We start from the raw sequence: 24,941 nt of genomic DNA, 5'->3' as shown, positions 1-24,941 counted from the left end.
GAACACGCCCAGCGCGCAGTTGATCGCAATTGAAGATCAAAAGCTGCCGGTTGAGGGCGCGTCATTTTACTAATGCGGGGTAAGGCAATAATTGCTGAGAGCAGCGCATGAGGCTGCGGCATCGTAGCCGACCCAGATCAGTAAAAGCGACCATTCGCGACTTATGCGGGGATCTATGCTATGCGCTGGAAGCGGCCCCAGCTATAACATGCTCTGGACCTTCGTGGAACGCGTGACTTACCCGTACCGACCGTTTGGTGACTCTCGCACGACTGACTTACGGCTCTTACCTTTAGTATTTTTTACCGCTGTGTACTAAAGTACACAGCATCGTTGTGGAGGCGAATCTCATCGGAGGCGCTGGACGCTAAAGCAGAACGATCTTGTCATGAACGAACATTACCGGATGACTTACGACTCATGGCTGGAGAAGCAATGAAACGCATTAAGATCGACAGTGTCATGCAAGGCGACATTCTATTTACTGCGCGTCCGGGAAAGACCAGCAAAGGTATCCGCTTCACAACTGGCGGTTTGGTGTCCCATGCAATGATCTGTGTGGCGAATGGTTCCTTCATCGACTCGACCCGGAACGGCGTGCAAGCACGCAATCTCCAGCGCGAGCTATTTGAAGACGACGAACAGGCGTTTCACTTTCGCCTAAAGATCCCACCAGAGCGCCAAATTTTGGCGCAAGTGATCGACTATGCTCGAGCGGAAATCGGCGCACGTTATTCCCTTACAGAAGCGGCACGATCTGTTTCTCCATTCCGAAGTTCGAGTTCAAAAAAACAATTCTGCTCTCGCCTTGTCGCACGCGTATTCAACCAAGCAGGCATTGAGCTTGTCCCTAACGCTAACTATTGCACCCCTGAAGACCTACGGCAGAGCCCTCTATTAAAGGAGCTGACAGTAGAGTTTGAATCAGTCACGATTGAAGAACTTGCGTTGATGTCCGGTGGCCTGAACCCGGTTGATGCCATGCATGATGCGCAGAACGCTGTACTGGAAGCGGCGCGCTCTGTTGATTCCAAAATCGAAAGTTTTAATGATTTATATGCCTTGCTAGTAAAGCGGCCCGAAACTGATCAGGTGATCGCCAATGCGCTAGTGAGCAGTGGCTATCTAGATCTTTGGAAAAAAGAGGTTGCTCGACATCCATGGCGCTACACCAGTGGGCTGATGGACAAACTTTCTGAGCCACCCAAACTCCTGTGCGACTATTGTATTGGCACCATCAAAGAAGCCTATAGTGGCGGAGTTCGCTTTGCGATTAATCTCATTCAATGTTGATTGCCACTGAGAATTGACCCGGCAACCGCCAAAATTGTCACTGAGAATTGACCCATGTGCAACCTTTCCCCGGCTTGAACCAGCTGGGGGCATATGGAGTGATCGACATGGGATTTTTGAAGGTTATCAGGACATGGGCGCTGCGAGACAAGATGCCCATTCGCGAGATTGCGCGGCGCACAGGCATCGCGCGCAACACAATCAAGAAGTATTTGCGGGAGGGGATTGTTGAACCTGCGTTTCAGACGCCGGATCGTCCGAGCAAGCTGGATCCGTATGCCGCTCAGCTGACAGGATGGCTGGTTTCAGATCAGCGCAAGTCACGCAAAGAACGCCGAACGGCGAAGCTAATGCACGCCGATTTGGTGGAGCTGGGATATGAAGGTTCCTATGAGCGTGTTGCGGCCTTCGTGCGGGAATGGAAGGGCGAACGGCAGCGTGCGTATCACACGACCGACCGGGGTGTCTTCGTGCCGCTTGTGTTCCAGCCGGGTGAAGCCTTTCAGTTTGATTGGAGCGAAGACTGGGCCTATGTGGGCGGTGAACGCATCAAGCTGCAAGTTGCCATATCAAGCTGTCGCACAGCCGCGCCTTCCTTGTGCGAGCCTATCTTCTGCAAACGCATGAGATGCTGTTCGACGCTCATTGGCATGCCTTTCGCGTCTTCGAAGGCGTGCCCGGTCGCGGCATCTACGACAATATGAAGACCGCCGTCGACAAGGTCAGACTTGGCAAGAAGCGCGATGTGAATGCGCGGTTCACGGCGATGACCAGCCATTATGTCTTTGATCCCGAGTTCTGTAACCCGGCGGGCTGGGAGAAGGGACAGGTCGAGAAGAATGTGCGCGATGCGCGTCACCGCATGTGGCAGCTGATGCCAGCCTTTCCGGACCTGGGCGCGCTGAATGACTGGCTGGAAGAGCGCTGCAAACTGCTGTGGACTGAGACGGCCCATGGCAGGTTGCCTGGAAGCATTGCCGATGTGTGGGAAGCTGAGAAGCCTGCGCAGATGCCGCTCCCCATAATGTTCGATGGCTTTGTCGAGGAAAGAAAGCGCGTCTCGCCGACTGCCTGATCAACTTTGATCGCACCCGCTCTTCTGTGCCCGCCAGCTTTGCAAACCGCCCCGTCAGCCTGCGCATTTACCCTGAGCGGCTGGTGGTCGTCGCCGAGGGGCATGTGATTTGCACGCATGAGCGCATCATCGACCGGTCGCACCGCCAGCCGGGGCGCGTGATCTATGACTGGCGCCACTATCTGGCAGTCGTTCAGCGCAAGCCCGGAGCGTTGCGCAATGGTGCCCCCTTCGTGGAAATGCCCGAGCCCTTCCGCATGTTACAGGCGAAGATACTGCGCCAGCCCGGCGGGGACCGCGAAATGGTCGATATCTTGTCACTTGTCTTGCACCATGATGAGCAAGCCGTGCTGTGCGCCGTGGAATTGGCACTGGAGGCAGGCGTGCCGACCAAAACCCATGTGCTGAACCTGCTCCACAGGCTGCTGGATGGCAAACCGACCGACCAGCCGGATGTGAACCCTCCAGCGGCCTTGTCGCTGAGCAAGGAGCCCGAGGCCAATGTCGCGCGCTATGATGGGCTGCGCACTCAGAAAGGAACTCGTCATGCGTCATGACCCTGCGGGTGCTGCGCTGATCATCATGTTGCGCAGCCTTAAAATGCCGGGCATGGCGCAGGCTGTCCAGGATCTGCATGAGCAAGGGTCGCCCGCATTCGAGGCTGCCATGCCGATCCTGTCGCAGCTGCTCAAGGCCGAAATGGCCGAGCGCGAGGTGCGGTCTATCGCGTATCATATGAAAGCCGCCCGCTTTCCGGCCTACAAGGACTTGTCCGCCTTCGACTTCGCGGCCAGTGAAATGCGTGAAGCTCTGGTCCGCCAGCTCCATCGATGCGAATTCCTGGATGGGGCTGAGAATGTGGTCCTGATCGGCGGGCCCGGCACAGGGAAATCCCATGTTGCGACAGCCCTCGGCATTCAGGCCATCGAGCATCACCGCAAGCGCGTGCGCTTCTTCTCAACGGTCGAATTGGTCAACGCCCTGGAACAGGAAAAAGCCCAGGGCAAGGCCGGAAAGATCGCAGAGGCGCTGGTGAAAACTGATCTCGTGATCCTGGATGAGCTGGGATACCTCCCGTTCAGTGCCTCTGGCGGCGCCTTGCTCTTCCACCTCCTCAGCAAACTCTACGAGCGACAAGCGTCATCATCACCACCAACCTGAGCTTCAGCGAATGGGCCAGTGTGTTTGGGGACGCTAAGATGACCACAGCGCTGCTCGATCGCCTCACCCACCGCTGCCACATTCTGGAGACCGGCAACGACAGCTACCGCTTCAAGGCCAGCTCAGAAACAGCGAAAAAGAAACGGAAGGAAACACCAGCATTGACGCCAACATGACACGCAGAACATAACAACTGGGTGGGTCAGATCTCGGTGACAATGCCGGGTCAATTCTCAGTGGCAATCAACAGGCAACGACGGCCCGCTGCTCGCGGGATGCTGGGCTCATGCCCGGCGGCGGTTTTATGAACTTCATGTCGCCGGGGACAGCCGGGTCGCCACCACCACGGTCGAGCGCATGGCCGATCTCTGGAAGCTTGAGGCAGATGTGCGAGGTCAAAGCCCTGAAGCCCGCGCTGTCGCACGGCAGGCTGTCTCGGCACCGATCGTCACGGAGCTGTTCACACTCTGGGAGCAGACCCTGCCGCGCATCTCGGGCAAGTCGAAGCTGGCCGAAGCACTGCGCTATGCCATGACACGTCGCGACATCTTCAAGCGCTTCCTGACGGATGGCCGCATCGAGCTCGATTCCAACATCGTCGAGCGCGCCATCAGACCTCAGACAATTACGAGAAAAAACAGCCTGTTCGCCGGATCGGATGGCGGAGGTCGCACATGGGCCACTATCGCCACCCTCCTGCAGACCTGCAAGATGAACAACGTCGACCCCGTCGCGTGGCTGACCCAGACCCTGGAGCGCATCGCCAACCAGTGGCCTAGCGCCGAAATCCACGCCCTCATGCCATGGAATTACAAAGCCTGAACGGCCTCAACTTCCCGCTTACTAAAGATGTTAAATTGCTTGCGAAGTAGATGAGGGTAAATTTTGATTGAAGTCGAACCCACAGGGGAGAGCGGCGGCCACTGCGACTGTTGCGGGCAACAAACCCGTGCAGTTTGGGGATATGTGAACGAAGACCAAGGCACGGTTGCCAGCTACTTCATGCAATGGACGGTCGGAGCGTCACTAGAGACACATCCGGCCAACCTCGACTTGATCTATGGTCGATGGGGCGATGGGGCATCAAGTGCTGACAGATGTGCTGTTTCATTGTTGCACTTCGAAAATGAAAACGGTCCAAGCGTAATGGTTATCGATGCAAAAAATCGACCTATCGCGACGAGCAGTTTGATTTCTAAAGCCATGACTCGTGATGAGGTCATTGGAACCGATGTAGCACAGCATGCGTTCGCGATCTTCGATGCGGTTATCACTCAAGACAAACGATTGACCTAGACATGGCCCGCAAGGCTTATCAGCCCTTCGTCATTTGTGCTCCCCGGGCTGCCAAGCCTTGCTTCCGGCAGCGCGCTTGGTGATCTAGGTGCAGATCAGCGACACCCACCGCGGCCTGACACCAAAACTGATCACCGATCTCCGACGACGCAACGCCATCGACGCTGAAATCGGACACACGAAAACCGACGGCGCCTGTCAGGCTGCGGAGTCAAAGGCGGCGCCGGTGTTGCCTTGTTCGCGGTGCTTTGCGCCTGCGGCCACAATGTACGCAAGAAGCTGGTCCTCCTTCTGACTTGGCTTGCGCTGATTTTTGCGAGCAACTGGACCGCAGTCAGCTGAGTGGTACCAACCAGCTACCGTTTGCGGACGGCTTGATTGCGTTGTTCAGACTGAACTAGATAAACTATAATCAACGCAGAAAATATGCTGGTGGACGAAAATACCAGCAAATATGGATCTCGCTTGTCTATTATGGTTGTTCCGAGTTCTCCGCAGTCGGTACCGATTACTACGGCCCATAGTCCGATGCCGACAATGAAAAAAAAGATAAAAGCTTCAACGAAACTCACACTGCTGCTAAATCTGAGTGTTCTGAATAGGAGTGAGATCACAAGTCCAGTAAAAACAAGCATGATGACTTCATCATCTCCGCCTGATGAAAGGAGTTCACTGCATTTGAACAAACTTCCACTCGACATGGCATAGAAACCGTCAGAAAAAATTGCAAAAAGGATCGCTGAAGTTATCTGCATTACAAGTAGAGAAACTAATATGGCTGATAGTGATCTATTAATCATATTGATGCCTATATCCTTATATAGGAAAGCCCAGTCCGGGCAGTAAATCGTCCAAGAATCCAGATTGATACTAATAAATCCGTCCAGAGTAGCTTTCGCGGAAGGCTGGTTCAAGGATAGCGCTAACTAAAGTTCTCGCGAAACTGTGTCATATCCTATGTATTCCATAGCATGGTTTTAACCCCCGCGCCGGACTGATGACTGGCACAGGTGATTGATGGTTACTCTGAATGCTGTGGCTGATTGAATCAGGAACTCATCGAGTTGCCTCGACGGCACGCGCGACCGCGTTGGGGTCTGTCCGTCCTGTGTCGCGCAAGGCGAAACAGGCCAATCCATCAGTATTTGTGCTCAACGCGGGTGCAATCATCACCTACGCGGGGTCTGATGATACCTTTCGCGTTATTTCGTATGTAGTCTAACTATTTTCTCTGGATGTGTTTCAGCAGCTGTCGAATTTAGGGTTAAAGCAATGTACGCGATGTTTGCGGTCACAATTACAAGCGCGATTGGAATCGTAATTTCATTTTTGGGTGAGAGAGCGAAATATATAAGTACATAAGCACTCGAGAGCGCACAAATCACTAAGAACTTTGACTTAAAGGTGCAGCTGAAAAAAACCGAAAGTGTTCCTAGTACACAAACAAAAAAAATGTATCCCGTCGCCAGAGTACCAAGAAGAAATGCGACTACGCTTCCAAAAATCATGGTCCTCATCTCAAGGAATGTTGTATTGGTAATAAGCGGCCAAGATGCTAAAAGTGTTGAAGTCATCGCCAATTCAAGGAGGTACTTTTTTAAAATGAATAATGCTGTTTTTCTCATTTTATCGAGCCTTCAACTTTCTACGCAAGAGTCATGTAATTTGGCTGCTCATCACAAGTCGATGGTCTGGATTAATAAATCTCAAATATGTGTGCGGAGATAAGTTCGCGGCTATGCGTAATTAAGTCTCATACTTTCGTCCCCAAGTTGCAGTTTCATATACGCGCCGTTCAGTGCGTGGGCACTGGCCGAGTGGTGTCAGTAGCAGCGAGTTGCGCAATAATAAATTTATCCCATATTTTTGAAGCGTCTTCTTGCCTTCAAGGCAGCGCGTCGCGCCCAGAGTGTTGTGCTTTTCTTCAAGGTTAACCGCTATTCTTGCGCCAAAGGTTTCTTAAGCTCGGAGCTGCGCAACTATATCGTTAACCACGCCGCTACCGCCTTCCTCGAGACCAATACACCATAAAGGGTCGCCAGATCTCCATAACCAAAAAATCGATCGTTTAGGTCGCAAGGCGTGTGTGGTCCAATGGCAACATTATTTTCCCTTTATGGCCGCAGCTTTGAAGCTTCAATGCTGCACATTTTCTAAGAACAAGCAAGATGTGCTGACCGAGCATCTCGACTGACGTTCGACTCCGAAAGGCTACCATGCAGCACATGTTCTTTTGTGGATTGCTGGCTTTCGGCCGGGCTTGTCGCAGCGTCGGCCACAGTTTGCTGCTTCGCAGCGTCCGCAACCTGCGCATATTCAGTCAGCGAGCTGAACTCCCCACCAATTCAAACAAGACCCCGCGATATGCCGTACCAGCCCCCGGCTCACCTCAGGTGCACAATTGTGCCCATTTCGACTCACGACACAGGGGCGGTTGATATGGCATATTCGGGCCTCAGCGACCCGCTGCTGCTTTTTGACACTGTGAATCTGTGAACCGGGCCGGGCGCTGCGCTTCGGTCGAGGCGTCCGGCGCTTCTCGGGCAGAAAGCACCCGGCCCGTTGTTTACCTGCACGCCCGCGCCTGCTCCCTCAGCACCGCATAATCCGCCATCCATTGCACAATGACCGCACCGTCCGGCAGCGCCGCGACCTCATCGGCCACGCGCGCCTGCTCGGCCCGGGGATATTCCACCACCGGCGTACAGGCGCCGTGCAGACCATCAGAACCCACCGCGGCGCAACCGCTCAAGCAGCTCATCACGGCTGCGAGGACGGCGGGCGGCCGCGTCCAGCATTTGTCGTTGAATTGCATGGCTACGCTCCAGAGTTTCCAGCCGCTCGGCGGCGCGCCCTGCGCGCTCGCCAGATCGACGAAGATTGAGAATGAACAAAATAACCGCGAGCGCGACCAGGCCGAGGGCTGCTGCCTGCCGCGCCCACGGCCGGGCCATGAGCCCGGCCAGCAAGCTGCCCCACATCAGCGCAGCCCCTTGCGCCAGTCATCGACCCGCGCCCAGACGGCGACGGCAATCCCGGTCAGCGCCAGCGCGATGAACACCCAGCGCAGGGTGTCGAGATAGGGCACCAGCGGCAGGACTGCGCCCTGCGCCTCAGCCAGCACCTCTTGTGCCACCTCGACGCCGGCCGCCCCGACGGTCGCGACACCTGCCGCCCCTGTGCCACGCAGCGTTCGGCTTTGGGCGAGGGCCTCGCGGGCGGGCGGCGCTTCCGTGGCAAAGGCTGTCGCCCGGGCCGGGAAGGGCTCGCCCCAGCTTCGCGCTGGCCCGAGATCGATATGGATGAACCCTGAGCGGGGATAGGTGCCAAAGCCCAGAAACCCCACCGCGCGCGCGGCCTCGGCAAACTGCAACGGATCATGGTTGGTCATCGCGATGTCAAATGCCGTGCCATCCATGTGTTTCGAGCGCGGCGCGCCTTTGACTGCGGTGTTATGCGCGGGCGAGCGATAGGCGGAGCGGATGATCAGCGGCTTGCCGAGCCGGTCGCGCAAGGCCTGCAGCTTGTCGAGCGCCCCGGGGTGCAGCTTGATCTGGCCGCTGCCGCGGCAGGCGATCTCGGCGGGAGAGAAGTTGGGCCAGCGCCAGAGGTGTTTCGGCACATCGCGGTAATGGCGGAAGGTGCGGATGGGATCGGGCATGAGGGGGCTCCTCTGGAGGGTTGGACATGCGGAATTGGCTGCCGCCCGTGGGGCAGCAGGGGCTGGGAATGGTTGCAGGGTTGGATCGGCGGTGCGGCGATGGGACTCGGCACTGATCAAGGTCGGTGTAAGCGACGCATGCCCAATGCGAGTATCACCCGCCGGAGCCGAACACCCTGAGCTTGAGGGCGATGCCCGCAAGAAGGGCCAAGATGACGCCGGTGGTGATGAGATGCACGGTGGTCTGCACGGCGGTGCGGCGCACGAAGCGAAGGGATGCCAGCAGACCGCGCAGATCGCGGACATCCATCGCGGCCTCGCTGCCATCGAGGCCGACATCCGCGAGCGCGCGTTTCGCGCCTTCTTCGGCGGCGCGCGCCAGCAGCTCCTCGAACTCGGCATCCGGCATGCGGACATGGCCCTGTCCGGAACGATGCGGGCTCATGATGATACGATTCCAATCTCAGTGGGCAGGCTCAGGCCGGTCCACGGGCTGTCATCGACCGGGTTGAGCGGCCAGCTGGAATAGACCGGCTGGGGGGCGAGCAGCGATACGGCTGTAGCGGGGGCGTCGTGGTTCACCCCGCCCATGCGCAGGAACCCTGCCGTGGCCTGCGGTCCCGCGCTGCCGCCCTGTGCGATCTGCTTGAGATGCAGCCCGGCGATGGCCGAGGGGATGGCGGGACCCGAAGGTCCGGTGAGCGTGAACGACATGCGCTGCCCGGCCACGGGGCTGGCGACCCGGGTGGCAATGTCACCATCGCGCAGCGCCTCAATGCTGTCGGTCATCTCGTCGAACGTGGCCACAGTGTAGGGAACCCGGCGCACGAACCGCCGCCCGATGGTCGGGACGCCGTCCAGCGCCGCGATATGGGCATAATACCAGGTGTTGTTGGCGGAAATGCCGTGCAGCGCGGTATTGGCAAAGACCACTTGCCGTGGCTTGCCCTCGCCGCCGGTGTTGGCCGCTGTAGCCGTGGACTGCAGCACGCCCTCGACATAAAACTCGAGCGTGATGTCGGCGCCGACCGCCACCCGCACGTCGATCCATTGGGGCTGTCCGGAGGGAGCACTGTAGCTGAGACCGTGGTGCGCGCCAACTCATAGGGCGGAGAACGGACCTTCGCTGCGCCCGCAAACTAAAACGGGGAAGCCGAACAAAGCGGCCGCTCGGGGCCGCCACACAATATTTTCCGGGGTGCATCTGCAGCGAAGGTCGGCAGTGAGCCCCGTCTGCCGGATTTCTACAATGCAGCCAATGTCGGTAAACACGGCAGAGGCAAAAACGTTCAGCAACCACTTGGGTTTTGAACGGAGTTTTTGGAAGCATTAACCGAGGACGTTTGCGGGCGTGCCAAAAACGAGGGTTTTAGAACGCAACTGGGACATTCAATCGGCTTTGTTTACGGCAGCAGCTTTCAAAAGACCTTCAAGGTGGGCTGGATTAGCTTGGGGCCAGCTAGATTCACACACTTGACCACTATAAAAATGAACAAATTCATCAATGAAGGGAAGCAGAATCTGGCCAAAAGAACCTTCCGATTTGTGAAGAAAACTTCGTTCCGCTGCATGCGAATGCTCAAGTTCCCTCTCCAGCCTAAACGAGAAGACATGTGAGTTCTTAGCAAAGGTAATAACATAATAATGTGGTTCCAAGCCCAGAGTTATCTCCTGTTTCTCTCCCGTTGAGAGAAGGTTCGTCAGGCCGATAACTGACTCATCTATAAAATCCGCCGGAACATCAGATATTGAATCATGTAGAAAGAACGCCGTATCTCTAATCCTTAAATCGACCCAGCCATGCTCTGGTGTTCCAAGTGTTACTTCCATTGTGTTTGCTTACTCGAAATGAAGATAGAAGTAATCAAATTTCCAGCTTCGTGCCGCCGTCCTTGTTAGATATTTAGGCGATTCAGTCAGACATGGCAACATCAGCCGTGAGCGCTCCCAAAACCACCGCTTGTTGAACGTTCCACCGAAGCGGACCTTGGAGCGCATTGAACCAAGGTCGGCAAGGTCCCGCAGTGCCGCCACTCGCCTTCCGATCTCGCGTTGATTTCGTGTGCAGCCGCAGCGAAAGTCGGCAGTGAGCGGTGGTCATTCGCCGTCCGCCCGAAGCTACATCTTCGGAATGTGCAATGGGTATGAGGATGAGGATGAGTTAATGATCAAAATACGTCAGACTTTGATCCTGCCAACACAACTTGGATTCTTGTCATTTGAGGCACAGGTGACTGGGGCTTCCCTTGTGGACGATGACATATCGCTGCAAGGTATAGCATTCGCTCCGAAGCTCCCTGCAGGGATGACCACATCGACATGCACGGCGGTGCTGCTTCAGGTTCGGCAGGGCAAGGAGCTACAAAGCCTCCGATTGCATGCGGAACTCGCTACAGAAGCCGTAGCGAGTGCATGCACAGGTGAGTATCTTGATGCGCAAGAATGGAGCGACGGAGAAAGCCTCGTCGTCATCGGAACAGAGGACAGTCAGGCATTGGATATTCGCTATCCCTGCATGGGCTTCGCAGACATCCTTAGCGTCGATTTCGGACCCCAATCAATGACGCTTAAGATCGACCGGCTTCCCTCATCACCCGCCGCGTCCTTCCACTTCATTGTTGCTGAAAATCCAGACCCTGAGCCCGTCGAACCCTCAGCTTGGTTCGCAGTAGATCAGTCGCACAAAGAACTGCTTCGGTTGACATAACGAACGTCCGCTCCGTCCCGCTCTGCCGCCACTCGCCTTCTGATTTCGCGTGCAGCCGCAGCGAAAGTCGGCAGTGAGCCCTTTCTGCTTGTTGAAGCGATATCGCCAGAGTTAGATTTGTGCTGTTCATTTGAGGCGTAAACTGGAGTGCCCCCACTGAAGTGGTCCACCAACTGGGATAGTATTATCCCATTTCAGGAGGACCAGAGATGGCAGGAAAGCGAGACAACCCCGAAGAGATCGTGCTGAAGCTGCGGCAGGTTGAAGTGCTGCAAGGGCAAGGACGTTCGATTGCTGATGCCGTTCGACAGATCGGCGTGACACAACCGACCTATTATCGATGGCGCAAAGAGTATGGTGGCATGAGTCGAGATCAGCTCAAACGGCTGAAGGAGCTGGAGACTGAGAATACCCGGCTTAGGCGTGCCGTGTCGGATCTGACGCTGGACAAGGTGATCCTGACCGAGGCTGCACGGGGAAACTTTTAAGCCCTTCCCGCCGCCGTCGATGTATCGACCATGTGCGGCAGACTCTCAGCTTATCAGAGCGCCGGGTTTGTCGCACATTGGGTCAGCATCGCTCGACACAGCGCAAGGTGCCTCTCGGCCTGCCGGACGAAGAACGGCTGACCGATGACATCATCGCACTGACAGAAGAGTTCGGACGCTATGGATATCGCATGATTACCGGAATGCTGAACAACAGCGGCTGGCATGTAAATCACAAGCGCGTCGAACGGATCTGGCGGCGGGAGGGGCTGAAAGTCCCGCAAAAACAACCCAAGAAGGGTCGGCTCTGGCTGAACGATGGTCGTGTGTTCGGCTGCGACCGGAGCGTCCGAACCATGTCTGGTCCTATGACTTCGTCCAGGATCGAACCCATGACGGGCGGATCTTCCGCACGCTCAACATCATCGACGAGTTCACGAAGGAGGCTCTGGTGATCCGTGTCAAACGCAAGCTCAATTCCGTCGACGTGGTCGACGCCTTGACTGACCTGTTCATCCTGCGCGGTCCGCCGGAATACATAAGGTCAGACAATGGCGCAGAATTCATCGCCAAGAAGGTGCGCGCCTGGATCGGCGCGGTGGGTGCCAAAACTGCCTTCATTGCGCCTGGATCGTCATGGGAAAACGGCTACTGCGAGAGCTTCAACGCCCGATTTCGGGACGAGTTGCTGAACGGCGAGGTCTTCTCATCGCTGCGCGAGGCCCAAATCCTGATCGAGCGATGGCGTCGCCATTACAACACCGTCAGACCACACAGCGCTCTGGGATACCGTCCACCAGCGCCCAAAAGCATCGTCCCAATAGACCAAAGGCCAACCATGCACTAACATTCAAACTGGACCACTCGTTGGGGGCAGACCAGTCTGGACCTGGGACATAACCTGGATGCCGGGGCCCGCTCTTGGCATTTTTTTCTACCTCTATCTGATAGTGGATATCTTCAGCCGCAAGATCGTCGGCTGGGAAGTTCATGAGCGAGAGAGTGCAGACCTGGCAGCCGTCCTCATCCGGCAAGCGGTCATGGCAGAGGGATGCATAGCGCGCCCACTGGTTCTGTACGCTGACAACGGTAGCCCCATGAAGGGCGCCACGATGAAGACCACTATGGAAAAACTCGGCATCATCGCGTCCTACAGCCGGCCGCGCGTCAGCAATGACAACCCGTTCTCGGAGGCGCTGTTTCGAACCTGCAAATATCGCCCGGACTGGCCGACCAAGGGTTTTGCCACCAAAGATGACGCTCAAGCTTGGGTGAAATCCTTCACCGGTTGGTATAACGAAGAGCACCTACACAGCGCCATCCGCTTCGTCACCCCGGCCGCGCGCCACGCTGGCCATGATCGTGCAACGCTCGCCAATCGTGCCAGTCTCTATGCAAATGCTCGGTCACAAAACCCAGAACGCTGGTCAGGCAAAACCCGCAACTGGCAACCTGCCGGAGCCGTCTGGCTCAACCCAGAAACCGAAATCAGCGCCCCTGAAATCAGAGACGCCGCATGAAATCGGCGGACAACTACTTTGACAAACACCGGACAAAAGGCGGCATGAACACGAAGTTGCATGCCGTCACCGACACGGTTGGACGGCCGATCCGGTTCTTCATGACCGCAGGCCAGGTCCGCGATTACACTGGGGCCAGAGCCCTCGTGAAGAGCCTGCCAGCCGCCGATTGGTTATTGGGTGACCGAGGGTATCCGCGCGTGATTGTGCAGATAGCCGGTGTCGACCAGTTCAGTCGCCCATGCATCAAAGCACTCAAGCCCGGTCTGCCCATCCATCGCGCGCTCCACATCGCGGCGCAGGCGGCGGTCGCGGTGAAGGGCGGCAAGGTCGGTTTCCAAGCCTGCCATATAGCTGGCCCAGACCTGCGGGCGGCGCTTCAGCCAGCCTTTGAAATAGCCGCGCCAGATGACCTCTTGCACGAACTTCTCGGCACCCTTGGGGCCATGTGCGGCAATAGCCGCCGCTACGGCATCTTGTTCCAGCACAAGTCTGCGCCGGATATAGGGTGACAAGACCGATACCGCCTTGTGCGCGCCGGGGCCGTGGTCGGTGTTGCGGCCACCCGCATAGCGACGGCCCATACGGGGGATGAACGCCTGCAATATTGCATCGCCAGCAGCGCAGGTGGGAATCCAGTCTGTCATCAGGGTCATTCCGAAGAGGGATCGCGGCAATAGGTTTCGACCATCGGGCGCAGGGCGACACGTGCGCGCAACTTGGTGGCCATCAGATACATTCCGCCGATCTTGCGATGCAGAAACAGCGTGGCGGCTGGGGGCACATGGGCCAGCTCGCGGTCGTTGCCGATGGCCAGACCCATATCGCGCAGGGTTTCCAAAAGCTCGCTGCTGCCGAAATCAAACGGATCATCCTGCCGGACCGGGCCCATGGCTGTGACAAACATGGATTGGATCAGTGCCTGATGATGCTGGGCGGTGCTTTCACCAAAGTATCCAATGCGCAGCATGGCGTCGCGCGTGGCGGTATCACCACCGTCCAGCGCCACGCGGGCCAGCGCGCGAAAATCGGCGGCCAGGGCGGGGACAATGGGCTGCACCGCGCCAAAATCCAAAAGGACGATACGGTTCGTTTTGGGATCAAAGCGGTAGTTGGCAAGGTTCGGGTCGGTCTGCATGGCGCCGAACACGAACAACTCGCGTAGGACCAGATCAATCAGTGCCGTGGCCACCCGGTCGCGCTGGGCTTGCGGCGCGTCCACCAAACTGTCCAGCGGCGCGCTTTCCATATAGCGCATGGCGAGCACTTGCGGTGTGCACAATGCATCATGCAGGGTCGGCAACGCGAAGATGTCCGACCCCTCCAGCAGTGTGCCGAAGCGTGCCAGATGCTGCGCCTCGGCCAGATAATCCGCCTCGGCGTGCAACTGGCGCTTGGCTTCGGTCAGAAGCGGCGACAGGTCCATGGCGCGCGGGAGCAGGCCCGGCAGGCGCAACAAGGTGGCAACGTTGTCGACATCGCTGTCGATACTTGAGCGGACACCGGGGTATTGCACCTTGACCGCAAGCTCTGTCCCGTCGGGCAGGGTGGCCCGGTGTACCTGCCCGATGGAGGCTGCAGCAAACGGGCGCACATCGAACCGGGCAAAACGGCTGTACCAGCCTGTGCCCCATTCTGCGTTCAGGACGGTTTGCAACTGTTTGGGTGGCATGTGGCGCGCATCATCGCGCATGCGTGACAGGATTGTGGTCAGCTCCCCCGGCAGCACGATCCCGGTATCCATGGACAGCATCTGCCCCAGCTTCAGCGCGGCCCCGCGCAGATGCGATAGCCCGTCCGTCAGCCGCAGAGTGTTGGCAGGCGTCAGCAGCAATTGCGCCAAGTCCGGCCGCTTGCCCCCCGCCAGTGCACGCAATCCCCCTGTAGCCACGCCGCCCGCGATGCCTGTGGCCATGCCGCCAAAGTGCCACAGCCGCGCTGCACGCCCAGTGGGTACGGCCGCGCCGTTGCGGTCATTGTGATGGGGCAAGGCGGTCTCCTGCATCAGTTGGCAATGTGGGCGGATTGCTTGCGCAACCGACGCAGGTGCCAGTGGTAGATCACCGGGGCCAGGACATAGTCGTAGGCGGAGCTGGCAATGTCCCTGATCCCCGGCAAGCCAACGATCCGGCCGAGCAAGCGATAGCGCGGCATCTGCGCCCAAAGTACCAAAAACGCCGGAATGCCCGATGTTAGCACCCCGTCATGCAACACATACAGCCGACGCGCGGCCGTATCAGGGTCCAGTCCCCACTGCTCCCGCGCATCCGTATTCAGATCATCAAACCGTATCGTCAGGCCCGCCTTGCCCGCATAGCGCGCGTAACGCCCAATCTCAAAATTACAGACTGGGCAGTTGCCGTTGTAGAGAACGGATGTTCTGGTGCTGTTTTTCATATTCGTTAGTTAGGCCTGCCACGAGTGAAGTCCAACCGATGGCCCCGGCGCTGTGACTTCCCATGCGTCCGGGCTAACCTTCCTCGCTAGCAGCGTGAATAGCCTTGCGCGGCGTTGCGGCCCCGTTGACCAGATCCATGTGGACCGAAGAAGCCCATGGCTACGCAGATCTTTAATAGGATAATTTTTTTTACTTAGTATTCAGTTGATTACAGTAGCGCGCAGAGCGATTCTGATTGCACGAAACGGATGCAACTCACCCACGGAGAGCCCACCATGACCACCCGCCGCGCCGCCGACAATGCCAAAGCCCTCGACGCCTTCATGACCACCAAGGTCCAGATTGACGCGATGCTGGCGCGCTTGATGGCCCTGAGCGACGACCATTTCAACACCCACCCCGACGAGATCCACTGGGGCGACGTTGGCACCCTGAACCATTACGCCAGCCTGCTGCGCCAGATCACCGACAGCGCGTTCAAGGAGGGCGAGCATGCCGCTTGATCCCGCCCAGCGCCACCAGATCGAACAGGACGCGATCACTGCCGCGTGGGAGGCCGAGCGCCTCGCCGCTTGCGACGACGCCATGGCCCTCTTGCACGAGATCGCCGATCTGGACCGCGACGACGATGGAGACGTGATCATCGGCACCGATGCCGACGGCCACAACGACCTGATGTCGCACATCGCTGCCTTTCTTACCAAGCACGAGCAATAGAGGAACCCGCAATGGCGACGAGGACTATCACCACCTGCTCCGCCGCGCCGAGTGGGAGGTGGTCCTGCCCGAACTGGTGTTTGAAGCAGAGCCGCAGGCTGTCATGGCGGATCAGAACGGCAACTGAATTCCATGATCAGGGGTGGCTTTGGCCAATCCATCACGGATCGAAAGGGTGGCTTCCGCAGCCTGGATTCCGGCCGAGGTGGATTCCACAAAGTGGATTCCCTGGATTCCGCAAAAGAATCCAGCGCACCACGATCGTGATTCAGTAAGATATTGATACTGAATGATATAGAATCACGACTTGCCCGCGCTGGATTCCAAGTGGATTCCCCCGTGAAAATGCCTCTCGCTAGCGAAACGCCGCGCTCAGCCCCCCGTATACGCTCGGGGCCGGGGAGGAACCATGCCGGGAGGGGCGTGATCTGCCCTAAGCGCCCGGACCGCCCATTGCGCAGGGTTCAGGAAAGCGGCCATTCGGTTCCGGCGCAGCGTAGTAAGGCCGCAGTTCTGTTCATCGCTCATCGCGGCGTCGACGCAAAGGCATGTCACCAGTCGATTAGAAGTGCAAGCCGCCGCGCGCAGCTGCGCCAACGTCACATACCCTGCAAACGGTTGATAGCAAATTCATTTAAAATGAGCGCTGCGCGCACGTAGCCTCACCCCAAATACTCTGCGTGTCAGAGTCCGTTATGTTAATTCGCGGTGCCGAAGTGGAGAGCGTTCTGATCAATCATGAAATCTGTGGCGATCCTGTATGATGCAGCACCCAAAGCGCGCGCGACAGTTCCGAAATGACCTGAACTAAGATCGGGATGCATAACGCCCTGCAAGTCCAGTCTGGACAGCTCACCATCAATCTCGCGCAACAATCGACTCCGACAGTCTGCGGGCATTGCGCCATCTATAACAACGGCCTCAAAATCAATCACCGAGAGTGAAGATATGATCGCATGGGCGAGACTTCTTGCTGCACGTGAGATCCATTGTGAGAGGGCTGGCTCAAGAGCTGTCCATACGAACTCTTCGTCGTAAATTGAAAAGGGATCCTGACCCTGGCCAGATATAAGCTTTTCAAGCACCACAAGTGATGCATGATCCACAAGTCTGTGCCCACCAGGCTCATCAGGCACGCGCAACGGACCGAAACCGCCCGAATTCCCCCGTCGCCCAACATAGACCCTGCCATTCAGGACAATTCCGCCCCCAATCAGGGTGCCAATGAAGAAGTAAATTACATCTTGTTTAAGAGTGTGGGGCCCAAAGACCAGCTCAGCGCGACAGGCCGCAGTGCCATCGTTTTCGATCGAGACCGGAACGGGCAGGATCTTGTGCAATGCCGAGGCCACATCGAAATCGCGCCAAGCTTCCATCTCTGCCTTGGGCGCATCAAAATCGTCTGTCCACTGCCAAATATCGGAAGGCACCGCCACCCCTAGCGCGTCGATATCGGTGCGCCGGAGATGCGCAGTCCGCAGAAGGGGCCGGACTTCGTCTCTGAAAAACGCGAGCATTCGGGCAGGAGTCGGATGACTGTGTTGGCTGGTCTTGCGTGCCAATATCTTCCCGGTGAAGTCAATCACAACCAGATCAAAGCTCCGCCGCCCAATCTTTAAGCCGACATAATGTCTTGCAGATGGATTAAGCCGCAGCGGTGTGGAGGGCTGACCAATCTTCCCTCGAATCGGCTCGTCGCGTAGCAGTAGTTTTTCATCTTCCAACGCACGGAAGATCATTGATATCGCGTTTGGTGAGAGTCCAGTTGCGCGTGTTGCCTCTGCCTTTGTCAACTGACCATATTGGCGAATTAGGTTCAGGATCAACCGCTCGTTGAACCCTCGCACGCGCACCTGATTTGACCCTTTCACAGGTGTCAGGCGAAGTCTTTCCTCTTTGTCATCCAATGCCTTATCCTGAACTGATATGTAGCGCACCAATGCCTGCTTCAGCATGCTCACGTCCGATTATGATATGAGTGTCTGCAGTCATGAGCAAGAGAAGGGGGGCAGCAATTTAGAAATTCATAGTAAAGTTATTATTGACAGAGTTGCCTCGATACTTCTACAAAACCGGAAGGTCAGATGTGGAGGAAAGCGGTGCTGACCAGCATGATGGAGGAGAAGCTGGCTATCTGAATGATGCGCTTCTTACTTTTGAATGAAGTTACCGATTTTGAGATGGCTAAACGCCAGAGGGAGTAAACATAATGAAGATCATGACAGCAGGGCTTGCCGGGCTCGCTATTTCGGCAGCGGCGGCTGGATCCGCAGCTGCGGCCGGCAGTGTGTGCCTTATTACAAAAGATGCGACCAATCCGTTCTTCGTAAAAATGGCTGAGGGGGCCTTTGCTAAATCGGCAGAGCTTGGGGTCGAACTTCGCTCGTTTGCTGGCCGTTTCGACGGCGATCATGAAACGCAGGTTGCCGCAATCGAGACGTGTATTGCATCTGATGTCGATGGAATACTTCTTGTGGCCTCTGACACTGCAGCAATCACAAGTTCGGTCCAGATGGCGCGCGACGCAGGTTTGCTGGTGATTGCGCTTGATACGCCGCTTGATCCGATTGGCGCGGCAGACATGACCTTTGCCACAGATAATTTCCAAGCTGGTGTGCTGATCGGGGAATGGGCGGCGCGCACCATGGGTGACACCTCTGATGCCCGCATTGGTCTTCTGAACATCAATGTCAGCCAGCCCACTGTCGGTGTCTTGCGCAATCAGGGTTTCCTGACTGGTTTCGGCGTCGATATCGGTGATCCGAACCGTTGGGGTGATGAAGATGATCCCCGTATTGTTGGCCATGAGCTGTCAAACGGCAACGCAGAGGGTGGGCGCGAAGGCATGGAAAACCTGCTGGCGATCGCCCCGACCATCAACCTTGTCTACACCATCAATGAACCCGCAGCTGCAGGAGCCTATGAGGCACTTCGCTCATTTGGGCGGCAGGATGATGTGATGATCGTCTCGGTCGACGGGGGGTGCCCTGGGGTTGAAGACGTTGCGGCAGGTGTGATCGGAGCGACTGCACAGCAATATCCGTTGCAGATGGCGGCGCTCGGGGTGGAGGCCGTTGCCGATTACGCAGCAACAGGTGAACTGCCTGCGCCGACAGAAGGCAAGGACTTCTTTGACACTGGCGTTGGCCTTGTGACGGATGCGCCGGTCGAGGGCATGGAGCAGCTTTCGGTCGAGGAAGGTTTGGCTATTTGCTGGGGTTAAACCAGAACTGAGATCACGCTATTGGGGCGCAGTGTCGCGTGGCATTATGTTCTGCGCGGTGACGCTGCGCCCCATTTCTTCATGACCGCATTATTGCTGATCGAAGGGTGCCCCAGATGCAGGATACATCAGAAAAAAAAGAAGCCGCGCCTTCCACTCCAGAGGCTGTAGCGTCGTTCGTTGGTGGCCGAACCGGCCTGATTGCAAAGGTTACGAATACAATCTACAATATGCCCGCGATAGTGCCTCTATTTGTGCTGACACTGGCGGTGGCCATTTTTGGTATTTTGCTTGGCGATAGCTTCCTCTCGCCCTTTGCTCTGACATTAATCCTGCAACAAGTCGCAATCATAGGGATCGTTGCGATGGCACAATCGCTCGTCATCCTGACGGCAGGGATTGATCTGTCCGTAGGTGCTGTGATGATCCTATCCTCGGTGGTGATGGGGAAGTTCAGCGTCGACCTCGGACTGCCGCAGGAAGTCGCTGTTGCTTGCGGATTGCTGTGTGGCCTGATCTGTGGATTGATCAGTGGCTTCCTTGTGGCGGTGGTCAAGCTGCCGCCGTTCATCGTCACTCTTGGCATGTGGCAGATCGTTCTGGCGACAGTGTTTCTCTATTCCGGCAGCGAAGTCATTCGCAGTCAGACCATCGCGGCTGAAGCCCCCTTGTTACAATTCTTTGGCAAGACCATCTCGATTGCAGGTGCCAATTTTACCTATGGCGTAATCTTCCTGCTTCTACTGGTTGCGGGCCTGACCTATGTGCTTGGTCAGACGGCGTGGGGACGTCACGTCTATGCTGTTGGTGACGACCCTGGTGCTGCGGAACTCGCGGGTGTCAATGTGCGCAAGACGTTGATTTCGGTTTATGCGCTGGCAGGGCTTATTTGTGCCTTCGCAGGCTGGGTCCTGATAGGCCGGATTGGGTCAATATCTCCTCAGTCTGGACAGTTCGCCAATATCGAATCAATCACGGCAGTTGTTATTGGCGGGATCTCGCTTTTTGGCGGCCGCGGATCGGTTGCAGGCACCTTGTTCGGCGCTTTGATCGTGGGTGTGTTCACACTTGGGCTCCGTCTTTTAGGGCTGGATGTGCAATGGACCTATCTGCTCATCGGCGCCTTGATCATCCTTGCCGTCGGCGTGGATCAACGCATCAGAAAGGCAAGCGTATGACATTGCAAACAATTTTGTCTGCCCGTGGTTTGGTCAAGCGCTATGGACGCGTCACTGCGCTGGATCGCTGCGACTTCGATCTGTATCCGGGTGAAGTTTTGGCTGTCATTGGCGATAATGGCGCAGGTAAATCTTCGATGATTAAGGCACTTTCAGGCGCTATTCAGCCTGATGATGGAGAGATCAGCGTTGAGGGAAAACCAGTTCGGTTTTCTTCGCCCATTGCTGCACGGGAGTATGGAATAGAGACTGTTTATCAAACACTTGCTCTGTCACCTGCCCTGTCAATTGCGGACAACATGTTCATGGGACGGGAAATAACAAAATCTGGTGTGATGGGCCGAGTGTTCAGGCAACTCGACAAAACAAAGATGCGACAGTTGGCTAGGGAAAAGCTCTCAGAGCTGGGCCTCATGACCATCCAGAGCATTGATCAGTCTGTTGAGACTCTGTCCGGCGGGCAGCGTCAAGGCGTCGCCGTGGCACGGGCTGCCGCATTCGGGTCACGCGTGATCATTATGGACGAACCGACAGCGGCGTTGGGTGTCAAGGAAAGTCAAAAAGTACTGGACCTGATCCAGACCGTGAAGGCGCAGGGGATGCCGATCATCCTGATCAGCCACAACATGCCCCATGTCTTTGAAGTCGCTGATCGTATTCATATTCATAGGCTGGGGAGGCGGCTTTGTGTGGTCGATCCGGGCGATTGCAAGATGTCTGACGCTGTTGCTCTGATGACCGGAGCAATGAGCGCAGATGAGATAAAGCAATCGGCCTGAGTATGCCTGACCTCAATACAGATATTACTGCGGTGCTGAAACTTGTGGCGCATACTCCTTTTCGGGATGGCCAGCGCAAAATGATTGGAATCGCGGGACCGCCTGGATCAGGAAAATCGACGCTTGCGGCTCAGGTTGTTGCGCGCTTGAATTCCCAAAAGCCTGGACAAGCAGTCTTGTTGCCAATGGATGGCTTTCATCTGGATAATGAAGCGTTAGATCGCACTGGCCTGCGTGCGCTAAAGGGCGCTCCACAGACGTTCGATGCGCATGGCTTCGTCACGAAGGTCGCCGAGCTTTCCGCAAGTGGCGCGCCAAACAGTTTTCCACTGTTTGACAGAGATGCCGACAGCACCGTTCAAGACGCCGGGATCGCGGATGCGGATGTCTCAGTGATTGTGGTTGAAGGCAACTACTTGCTACTTGAGCATGCCCCATGGGCTGACCTGCGGTCCCTCTTCAACGCAACCGTCATGTTGATGCCCTCGCTTGCCACCCTCGAACGGCGTCTGCTTGCGCGCTGGATGTCGCATGGCATGTCGCCGGAAGCGGCATTCCAGAAAACTAATGGAAATGACCTCAGCAATGCGCGGTATGTGCTTGAGAACAGCGCTCCTGCAGACCTTTTATTGACGCCTGATCAGGTCGCATCGGACTGATCAGGCACTGAACTTTGGATGGAGACACCATGAAAATCTTTGCTGATACTGCTGATATTGCCGCAGTCGAACGCCTTGCGCAGTCTGGTCTGATTGATGGGGTGACAACAAACCCCACATTGATCGCCAGAACTGGTCGGCCGATTGCTACTGTGATCAAGGAAATCGCTGGTTTGGTTGATGGACCTGTCTCTGCCGAGGTGGCGGGGACAGAGTTTGACAAGATGATGTGCGAAGCCGATATCCTGCGCAAGCTCGCATCGAATATTTGCGTCAAGCTTCCTCTTACGCTCGAGGGGTTGCGCGCCTGTCAGAGGCTATCCTCAGAAGGGTGTGAGACAAACGTCACCTTGTGCTTCACCGCAAATCAAGCCTTGCTTGCGGCCAAGGCGGGCGCGACTTACATCTCGTCCTTTGTTGGCCGCCTTGATGATATCGGCCTGGATGGCATAGACGTCTTGCGCGATATACGTCTAATTTATGGCAATTATTCTGGATTGAACACTCAAATCCTCGCTGCCTCCCTGCGAACGCCAAATCATGTGTTGGCAGCGGCGCGCGTTGGCGCTGATGCAGCCACAATGCCCCCTGATGTGATTGATAAACTTGCCGGTCATCCGTTGACAACAAGTGGGTTGGAAATGTTCATGCAAGACTGGGCTGCGACAGGGCAAAGCATTCTACCGCGATAGGGTTCATTCGCGCCGACTGTTGCTAAGTCGAACTATGCCTTTCGGTTTGAAAAGGACCTTGAGAGCGGGCATGGCGCGACACGGCACCTGGCGTGCCATAGAGGCTTGGCTTGGGACGTTCAGTCACTTCTGTGCGGTCTCGAAATCTAACTTTGAAAAAGGCGCTTTTGCGCTCAACCGCTGATCGAGGACGCCACGGCGACCGAGCGCTTTCGCAAATTGCTGCGGGGGCAATGCTTCACCCTCATGGTCGGCGACCCACCCTTTTTGTCGATATCATCGGCCTCCGGCCCAAGGCCTCGCCCTTGGCATCAATTCCGATACCTCGACGTCCCGCAACATCCCGCCTGCCATCAGCCCGTTGCCCGCAGGATTGTAGCGACCCGTTCCGGGATGCAGGCTCATGGGTGTGGGCCAGGATGAAGATGCGCAGCCGCTGGTGCGGCGCGGCGACCTCTGCCGCAGAGAACAGACCCGCCGCAGGCGTGTAGCCCATGCCCCAAAGCTCTCGCAGGACGGCTTCAAGGCCGAGGGTGACGTGACCGGCGACGTTTTCGAGCAAGACCCATTCTGGGCGGCATTCTTCGATGACCCGGGCGACCTCTGGCCAGAGGTGGCGGGGATCGTCGGCGCCGCCGCGTTTACCAGCGGCACTGAAGGGTTGGCAGGGATATCCGGCCAGCACGATGTCGAAGGCACCTCTGAAGAACCGCGCATCGAAGGTTCGCAGATCGTCCCAGATTGGCGCTGGGGCGAAATACCCTGCTCGCTGGGCGGCGATGAGGACGGCCCGGGGCCCAGTCTGTAACTGCCGGACGTAATCTCCCCAAAATCGCCGTTTGAAAATTCCCCGATACGCGAGCGGCGATGCCGATTTCCGGACTTCATATATCCGGAAATTGGCGGCGCCGCGGGAAGCTGGCCTGATGCCCATAGCAGAGCAATGGGGGCAAACAGGTGCAGGGACTGAGGGAGATCATCATGATCCATGATTTGAAGAAACAAGGGCTGAGCGTGACTTCGATTGCGCGGAAGGTCGGGTGCGACCGCAAGACCGTGCGGAAGTATCTTGAGCTTGGTTTGGAGGGGCCGACGTATGGCCCGCGCCAGCCACGCGATCGGCTGCTTGACCCGTTTGAGGGGTATCTGCGTGAACGTGTCCTTACCTTTCCCGGCCTTTCCGGCGCGCGTCTGCTGAGGGAGATCAGGGAGCTGGGCTACGCTGGCGGCTACACGGCGGTGACCGATCTTCTCCGGGAGGTGCGTCCGCCGGCACGCACACAGTTCGAGCGCCGGTTCGAGACGCCGCCGGGCCGACAGGCGCAGGTCGACTTCGCTGAGTTTGCGGTTGAGTTCACCGACGAGCCCGGTGTCACGCGCAAAGTATGGCTGTTCTCGCTGAACCTGGGACACAGCCGCTGGCTCTGGGGCAGCTTTGTCGCGAGCCAGAACCTGCAGTCGGTGATGCGCTGCCACATTGCCGCCTTTGCAGCCATGGACGGTGTGCCGGAGGAAATCCTCTACGACCGGAAGAAGACTGCAGTAATTGGCGAAGACGAGGCCGGTGTGATCACCTACAATGCCTCTCTTGTGGCGTTGCTGAACCATTACGGCGCGGTGCCGCGGGCCTGTCGGCCGTATCGGGCCAAAACGAAGGGAAAGGTCGAACGTCCTTTCCGCTACATCCGTCAGGATTTTTTCCTGGCCCGGACCTTCAGGAACCTTGCTGATCTGAATGCCCAGTTCGACAGCTGGCGGACAGGCGTTGCCAACCCGCGGGTCCATGCGACAACAAGGCGGATCGTGAACGAAGCCTTCGATGAAGAGCGGCCGTGCCTGAAGATACTGCCGCATATCCCTTACAGTGCTGTGCTGACAATCGAGCGCCGGGTCAGCCACGAAGGCATGGTCTCGGTCGACGGGAATTACTACAGCGTTCCGGATACGACCCGCAAACGTGTGGTCGAGGTTCAGAACCACACTGACGAGGTCCGCATCTTCGAGCAGGGTGTGATGATCGCCCGGCACCCGGTTCTGGAGGGCAAGAACGAGAGTGTCCGATCTTCTGTGTAACTGGGATCTGGTCCATGCTTC

General features: G+C 56.9%; 22 protein-coding genes and 6 pseudogenes. 17 read left to right on the top strand and 11 right to left on the bottom strand.

The genetic code is table 11. The features are described 5' to 3' along the window. Positions 1–435 precede the first annotated feature (435 nt). The 5 genes and pseudogenes from H9529_RS09250 (at position 436) to H9529_RS09230 (ending at position 4,825) form a co-directional block, all read left to right on the top strand. Positions 436–1,293 (top strand): YiiX/YebB-like N1pC/P60 family cysteine hydrolase, encoded by an 858-nt coding sequence (locus H9529_RS09250; RefSeq protein ID WP_176847344.1) that lies wholly within the window; start codon positions 436–438, stop codon positions 1,291–1,293. A 107-nt stretch (positions 1,294–1,400) separates the two neighbouring features. After that, a pseudogene (istA, locus tag H9529_RS09245) lies at positions 1,401–2,925 on the top strand (IS21 family transposase). After that, a pseudogene (gene istB / locus H9529_RS09240) lies at positions 2,915–3,705 on the top strand (IS21-like element helper ATPase IstB). The pseudogenes istA (H9529_RS09245) and istB overlap by 11 nt, the downstream one beginning before the upstream one ends. 73 nt (positions 3,706–3,778) lie before the next feature. Then, positions 3,779–4,351: pseudogene (locus H9529_RS09235) on the top strand (IS66 family transposase); the annotation flags it as partial. Between the two features lie 63 nt (positions 4,352–4,414). Next, positions 4,415–4,825 carry a hypothetical protein gene (locus H9529_RS09230; RefSeq protein WP_218132112.1) on the top strand — a complete coding sequence of 137 codons (411 nt, stop codon included), beginning with the start codon at positions 4,415–4,417 and terminating at the stop codon, positions 4,823–4,825. Positions 4,826–7,391: 2,566 nt separating this feature from the next. Here the strand turns inward: H9529_RS09230 and H9529_RS09220 are convergent. The 6 genes from H9529_RS09220 to H9529_RS09195 form a co-directional block, all read right to left on the bottom strand. Then, positions 7,392–7,559 carry a hypothetical protein gene (locus tag H9529_RS09220; protein ID WP_317889616.1) on the bottom strand — a complete coding sequence of 56 codons (168 nt, stop codon included), beginning with the start codon at positions 7,557–7,559 and terminating at the stop codon, positions 7,392–7,394. Beyond that, entirely contained in the window at positions 7,549–7,806 is a 258-nt protein-coding gene (locus tag H9529_RS09215) for a hypothetical protein (protein WP_092887167.1), read from the bottom strand. The genes H9529_RS09220 and H9529_RS09215 overlap by 11 nt, the downstream gene beginning before the upstream one ends. Beyond that, the gene (locus H9529_RS09210; protein WP_092887164.1) at positions 7,806–8,486 is read right to left on the bottom strand and encodes a YcbK family protein; all 681 of its coding nucleotides are present in this window, start codon (positions 8,484–8,486) and stop codon (positions 7,806–7,808) included. The genes H9529_RS09215 and H9529_RS09210 overlap by 1 nt, the downstream gene beginning before the upstream one ends. Before the next feature lie 154 nt (positions 8,487–8,640). Then, positions 8,641–8,895, bottom strand: coding sequence for a DUF6127 family protein (locus H9529_RS09205; protein WP_218132117.1), 255 nt, complete (start codon positions 8,893–8,895; stop codon positions 8,641–8,643). Positions 8,896–8,927: 32 nt separating this feature from the next. Continuing rightward, a complete protein-coding gene (locus H9529_RS09200) occupies positions 8,928–9,527 on the bottom strand; it encodes a hypothetical protein (RefSeq protein WP_176846987.1) in 600 nt (199 codons plus the stop codon). Positions 9,528–9,875: 348 nt separating this feature from the next. Beyond that, positions 9,876–10,316, bottom strand: a complete 441-nt coding sequence (locus H9529_RS09195; RefSeq protein WP_143033489.1) for a hypothetical protein — start codon at positions 10,314–10,316, stop codon at positions 9,876–9,878. Between the two features lie 334 nt (positions 10,317–10,650). On the opposite strand from H9529_RS09195, the gene H9529_RS09190 reads away from it, so the two are divergent. From H9529_RS09190 to H9529_RS09175, 4 genes and pseudogenes are all read left to right on the top strand, one after another. Further along, a complete protein-coding gene (locus H9529_RS09190; protein WP_092887158.1) occupies positions 10,651–11,193 on the top strand; it encodes a hypothetical protein in 543 nt (180 codons plus the stop codon). Between the two features lie 209 nt (positions 11,194–11,402). After that, positions 11,403–12,528, top strand: a pseudogene (locus H9529_RS09185) (IS3 family transposase). Between the two features lies 1 nt (position 12,529). After that, entirely contained in the window at positions 12,530–13,201 is a 672-nt protein-coding gene (locus H9529_RS09180; RefSeq protein WP_397544903.1) for a transposase, read from the top strand. Positions 13,202–13,230: 29 nt separating this feature from the next. Next, positions 13,231–13,461 (top strand): annotated as a pseudogene (locus H9529_RS09175) (transposase); the annotation flags it as partial. Here the strand turns inward: H9529_RS09175 and H9529_RS09170 are convergent. The 3 genes from H9529_RS09170 to H9529_RS09160 all read right to left on the bottom strand — a co-directional run bounded on the left by H9529_RS09170 (position 13,375) and on the right by H9529_RS09160 (position 15,598). Then, entirely contained in the window at positions 13,375–13,785 is a 411-nt protein-coding gene (locus H9529_RS09170) for an FAD-binding domain-containing protein (protein WP_223814365.1), read from the bottom strand. The pseudogene H9529_RS09175 and the gene H9529_RS09170 overlap by 87 nt on opposite strands. Before the next feature lie 68 nt (positions 13,786–13,853). After that, complete coding sequence (locus tag H9529_RS09165) at positions 13,854–15,191, bottom strand: ABC1 kinase family protein (protein WP_223814110.1); 1,338 nt, start codon at positions 15,189–15,191, stop codon at positions 13,854–13,856. Positions 15,192–15,205: 14 nt separating this feature from the next. Continuing rightward, entirely contained in the window at positions 15,206–15,598 is a 393-nt protein-coding gene (locus tag H9529_RS09160; RefSeq protein ID WP_092892749.1) for a thiol-disulfide oxidoreductase DCC family protein, read from the bottom strand. A gap of 276 nt (positions 15,599–15,874) precedes the next feature. On the opposite strand from H9529_RS09160, the gene H9529_RS09155 reads away from it, so the two are divergent. Then, complete coding sequence (locus H9529_RS09155) at positions 15,875–16,102, top strand: hypothetical protein (RefSeq protein WP_092892751.1); 228 nt, start codon at positions 15,875–15,877, stop codon at positions 16,100–16,102. Next, positions 16,092–16,316: a hypothetical protein gene (locus H9529_RS09150; protein ID WP_092892753.1), complete on the top strand. Its 225-nt coding sequence runs from the start codon at positions 16,092–16,094 to the stop codon at positions 16,314–16,316. The genes H9529_RS09155 and H9529_RS09150 overlap by 11 nt, the downstream gene beginning before the upstream one ends. Positions 16,317–17,014: 698 nt before the next feature. Here H9529_RS09150 and H9529_RS09145 read toward each other — a convergent pair. Further along, positions 17,015–18,271 carry an ROK family transcriptional regulator gene (locus H9529_RS09145; protein WP_092892755.1) on the bottom strand — a complete coding sequence of 419 codons (1,257 nt, stop codon included), beginning with the start codon at positions 18,269–18,271 and terminating at the stop codon, positions 17,015–17,017. A gap of 254 nt (positions 18,272–18,525) precedes the next feature. On the opposite strand from H9529_RS09145, the gene H9529_RS09140 reads away from it, so the two are divergent. From H9529_RS09140 to fsa, 5 genes are all read left to right on the top strand, one after another. Continuing rightward, positions 18,526–19,539 (top strand): sugar ABC transporter substrate-binding protein, encoded by a 1,014-nt coding sequence (locus H9529_RS09140; RefSeq protein WP_092892757.1) that lies wholly within the window; start codon positions 18,526–18,528, stop codon positions 19,537–19,539. Between the two features lie 116 nt (positions 19,540–19,655). Continuing rightward, positions 19,656–20,717, top strand: a complete 1,062-nt coding sequence (locus H9529_RS09135) for an ABC transporter permease (RefSeq protein ID WP_092892759.1) — start codon at positions 19,656–19,658, stop codon at positions 20,715–20,717. After that, on the top strand, positions 20,714–21,496 hold the full coding sequence (locus tag H9529_RS09130) for an ATP-binding cassette domain-containing protein (RefSeq protein ID WP_092892761.1): 783 nt from the start codon (positions 20,714–20,716) through the stop codon (positions 21,494–21,496). The genes H9529_RS09135 and H9529_RS09130 overlap by 4 nt, the downstream gene beginning before the upstream one ends. A gap of 2 nt (positions 21,497–21,498) precedes the next feature. After that, positions 21,499–22,155, top strand: a complete 657-nt coding sequence (locus H9529_RS09125) for a nucleoside/nucleotide kinase family protein (protein WP_143033569.1) — start codon at positions 21,499–21,501, stop codon at positions 22,153–22,155. A gap of 29 nt (positions 22,156–22,184) precedes the next feature. Continuing rightward, entirely contained in the window at positions 22,185–22,847 is a 663-nt protein-coding gene (gene fsa / locus H9529_RS09120; protein WP_092892763.1) for a fructose-6-phosphate aldolase, read from the top strand. A 244-nt stretch (positions 22,848–23,091) separates the two neighbouring features. Here fsa and H9529_RS09115 read toward each other — a convergent pair whose 3' ends face one another. Then, positions 23,092–23,781, bottom strand: a complete 690-nt coding sequence (locus tag H9529_RS09115) for a DNA cytosine methyltransferase (RefSeq protein WP_092892765.1) — start codon at positions 23,779–23,781, stop codon at positions 23,092–23,094. 23 nt (positions 23,782–23,804) lie between these two features. Here H9529_RS09115 and istA (H9529_RS09110) point away from each other — a divergent pair. After that, positions 23,805–24,899: pseudogene (istA, locus tag H9529_RS09110) on the top strand (IS21 family transposase); the annotation flags it as partial. Between the last annotated feature and the right edge of the window lie 42 nt (positions 24,900–24,941).

Source organism: Roseicitreum antarcticum (genome assembly GCF_014681765.1).
Taxonomy (GTDB): domain Bacteria; phylum Pseudomonadota; class Alphaproteobacteria; order Rhodobacterales; family Rhodobacteraceae; genus Roseicitreum; species Roseicitreum antarcticum.
The sequence above is the reverse complement of the archived record's forward strand: the minus strand, read 5'-3'. Positions and strand labels throughout refer to the sequence as shown.

Bases quoted from the DNA above. Each gene is read 5' to 3' on its own strand.
- H9529_RS09160 (WP_092892749.1), bottom strand. From the start codon at position 15,598: ATGAAAAACAGCACCAGAACATCCGTTCTCTACAACGGCAACTGCCCA.
- H9529_RS09140 (WP_092892757.1), top strand. From the start codon at position 18,526: ATGAAGATCATGACAGCAGGGCTTGCCGGGCTCGCTATTTCGGCAGCG.
- fsa (WP_092892763.1), top strand. From the start codon at position 22,185: ATGAAAATCTTTGCTGATACTGCTGATATTGCCGCAGTCGAACGCCTT.
- H9529_RS09195 (WP_143033489.1), bottom strand. From the start codon at position 10,316: ATGGAAGTAACACTTGGAACACCAGAGCATGGCTGGGTCGATTTAAGG.
- H9529_RS09145 (WP_092892755.1), bottom strand. From the start codon at position 18,271: ATGCTGAAGCAGGCATTGGTGCGCTACATATCAGTTCAGGATAAGGCA.
- H9529_RS09115 (WP_092892765.1), bottom strand. From the start codon at position 23,781: ATGGGCATCAGGCCAGCTTCCCGCGGCGCCGCCAATTTCCGGATATAT.
- H9529_RS09215 (WP_092887167.1), bottom strand. From the start codon at position 7,806: ATGTGGGGCAGCTTGCTGGCCGGGCTCATGGCCCGGCCGTGGGCGCGG.
- H9529_RS09170 (WP_223814365.1), bottom strand. From the start codon at position 13,785: ATGGGCCGTCGCTATGCGGGTGGCCGCAACACCGACCACGGCCCCGGC.
- H9529_RS09125 (WP_143033569.1), top strand. From the start codon at position 21,499: ATGCCTGACCTCAATACAGATATTACTGCGGTGCTGAAACTTGTGGCG.
- H9529_RS09150 (WP_092892753.1), top strand. From the start codon at position 16,092: ATGCCGCTTGATCCCGCCCAGCGCCACCAGATCGAACAGGACGCGATC.
- H9529_RS09130 (WP_092892761.1), top strand. From the start codon at position 20,714: ATGACATTGCAAACAATTTTGTCTGCCCGTGGTTTGGTCAAGCGCTAT.
- H9529_RS09205 (WP_218132117.1), bottom strand. From the start codon at position 8,895: ATGCCGGATGCCGAGTTCGAGGAGCTGCTGGCGCGCGCCGCCGAAGAA.
- H9529_RS09190 (WP_092887158.1), top strand. From the start codon at position 10,651: ATGATCAAAATACGTCAGACTTTGATCCTGCCAACACAACTTGGATTC.
- H9529_RS09155 (WP_092892751.1), top strand. From the start codon at position 15,875: ATGACCACCCGCCGCGCCGCCGACAATGCCAAAGCCCTCGACGCCTTC.
- H9529_RS09250 (WP_176847344.1), top strand. From the start codon at position 436: ATGAAACGCATTAAGATCGACAGTGTCATGCAAGGCGACATTCTATTT.
- H9529_RS09210 (WP_092887164.1), bottom strand. From the start codon at position 8,486: ATGCCCGATCCCATCCGCACCTTCCGCCATTACCGCGATGTGCCGAAA.
- H9529_RS09135 (WP_092892759.1), top strand. From the start codon at position 19,656: ATGCAGGATACATCAGAAAAAAAAGAAGCCGCGCCTTCCACTCCAGAG.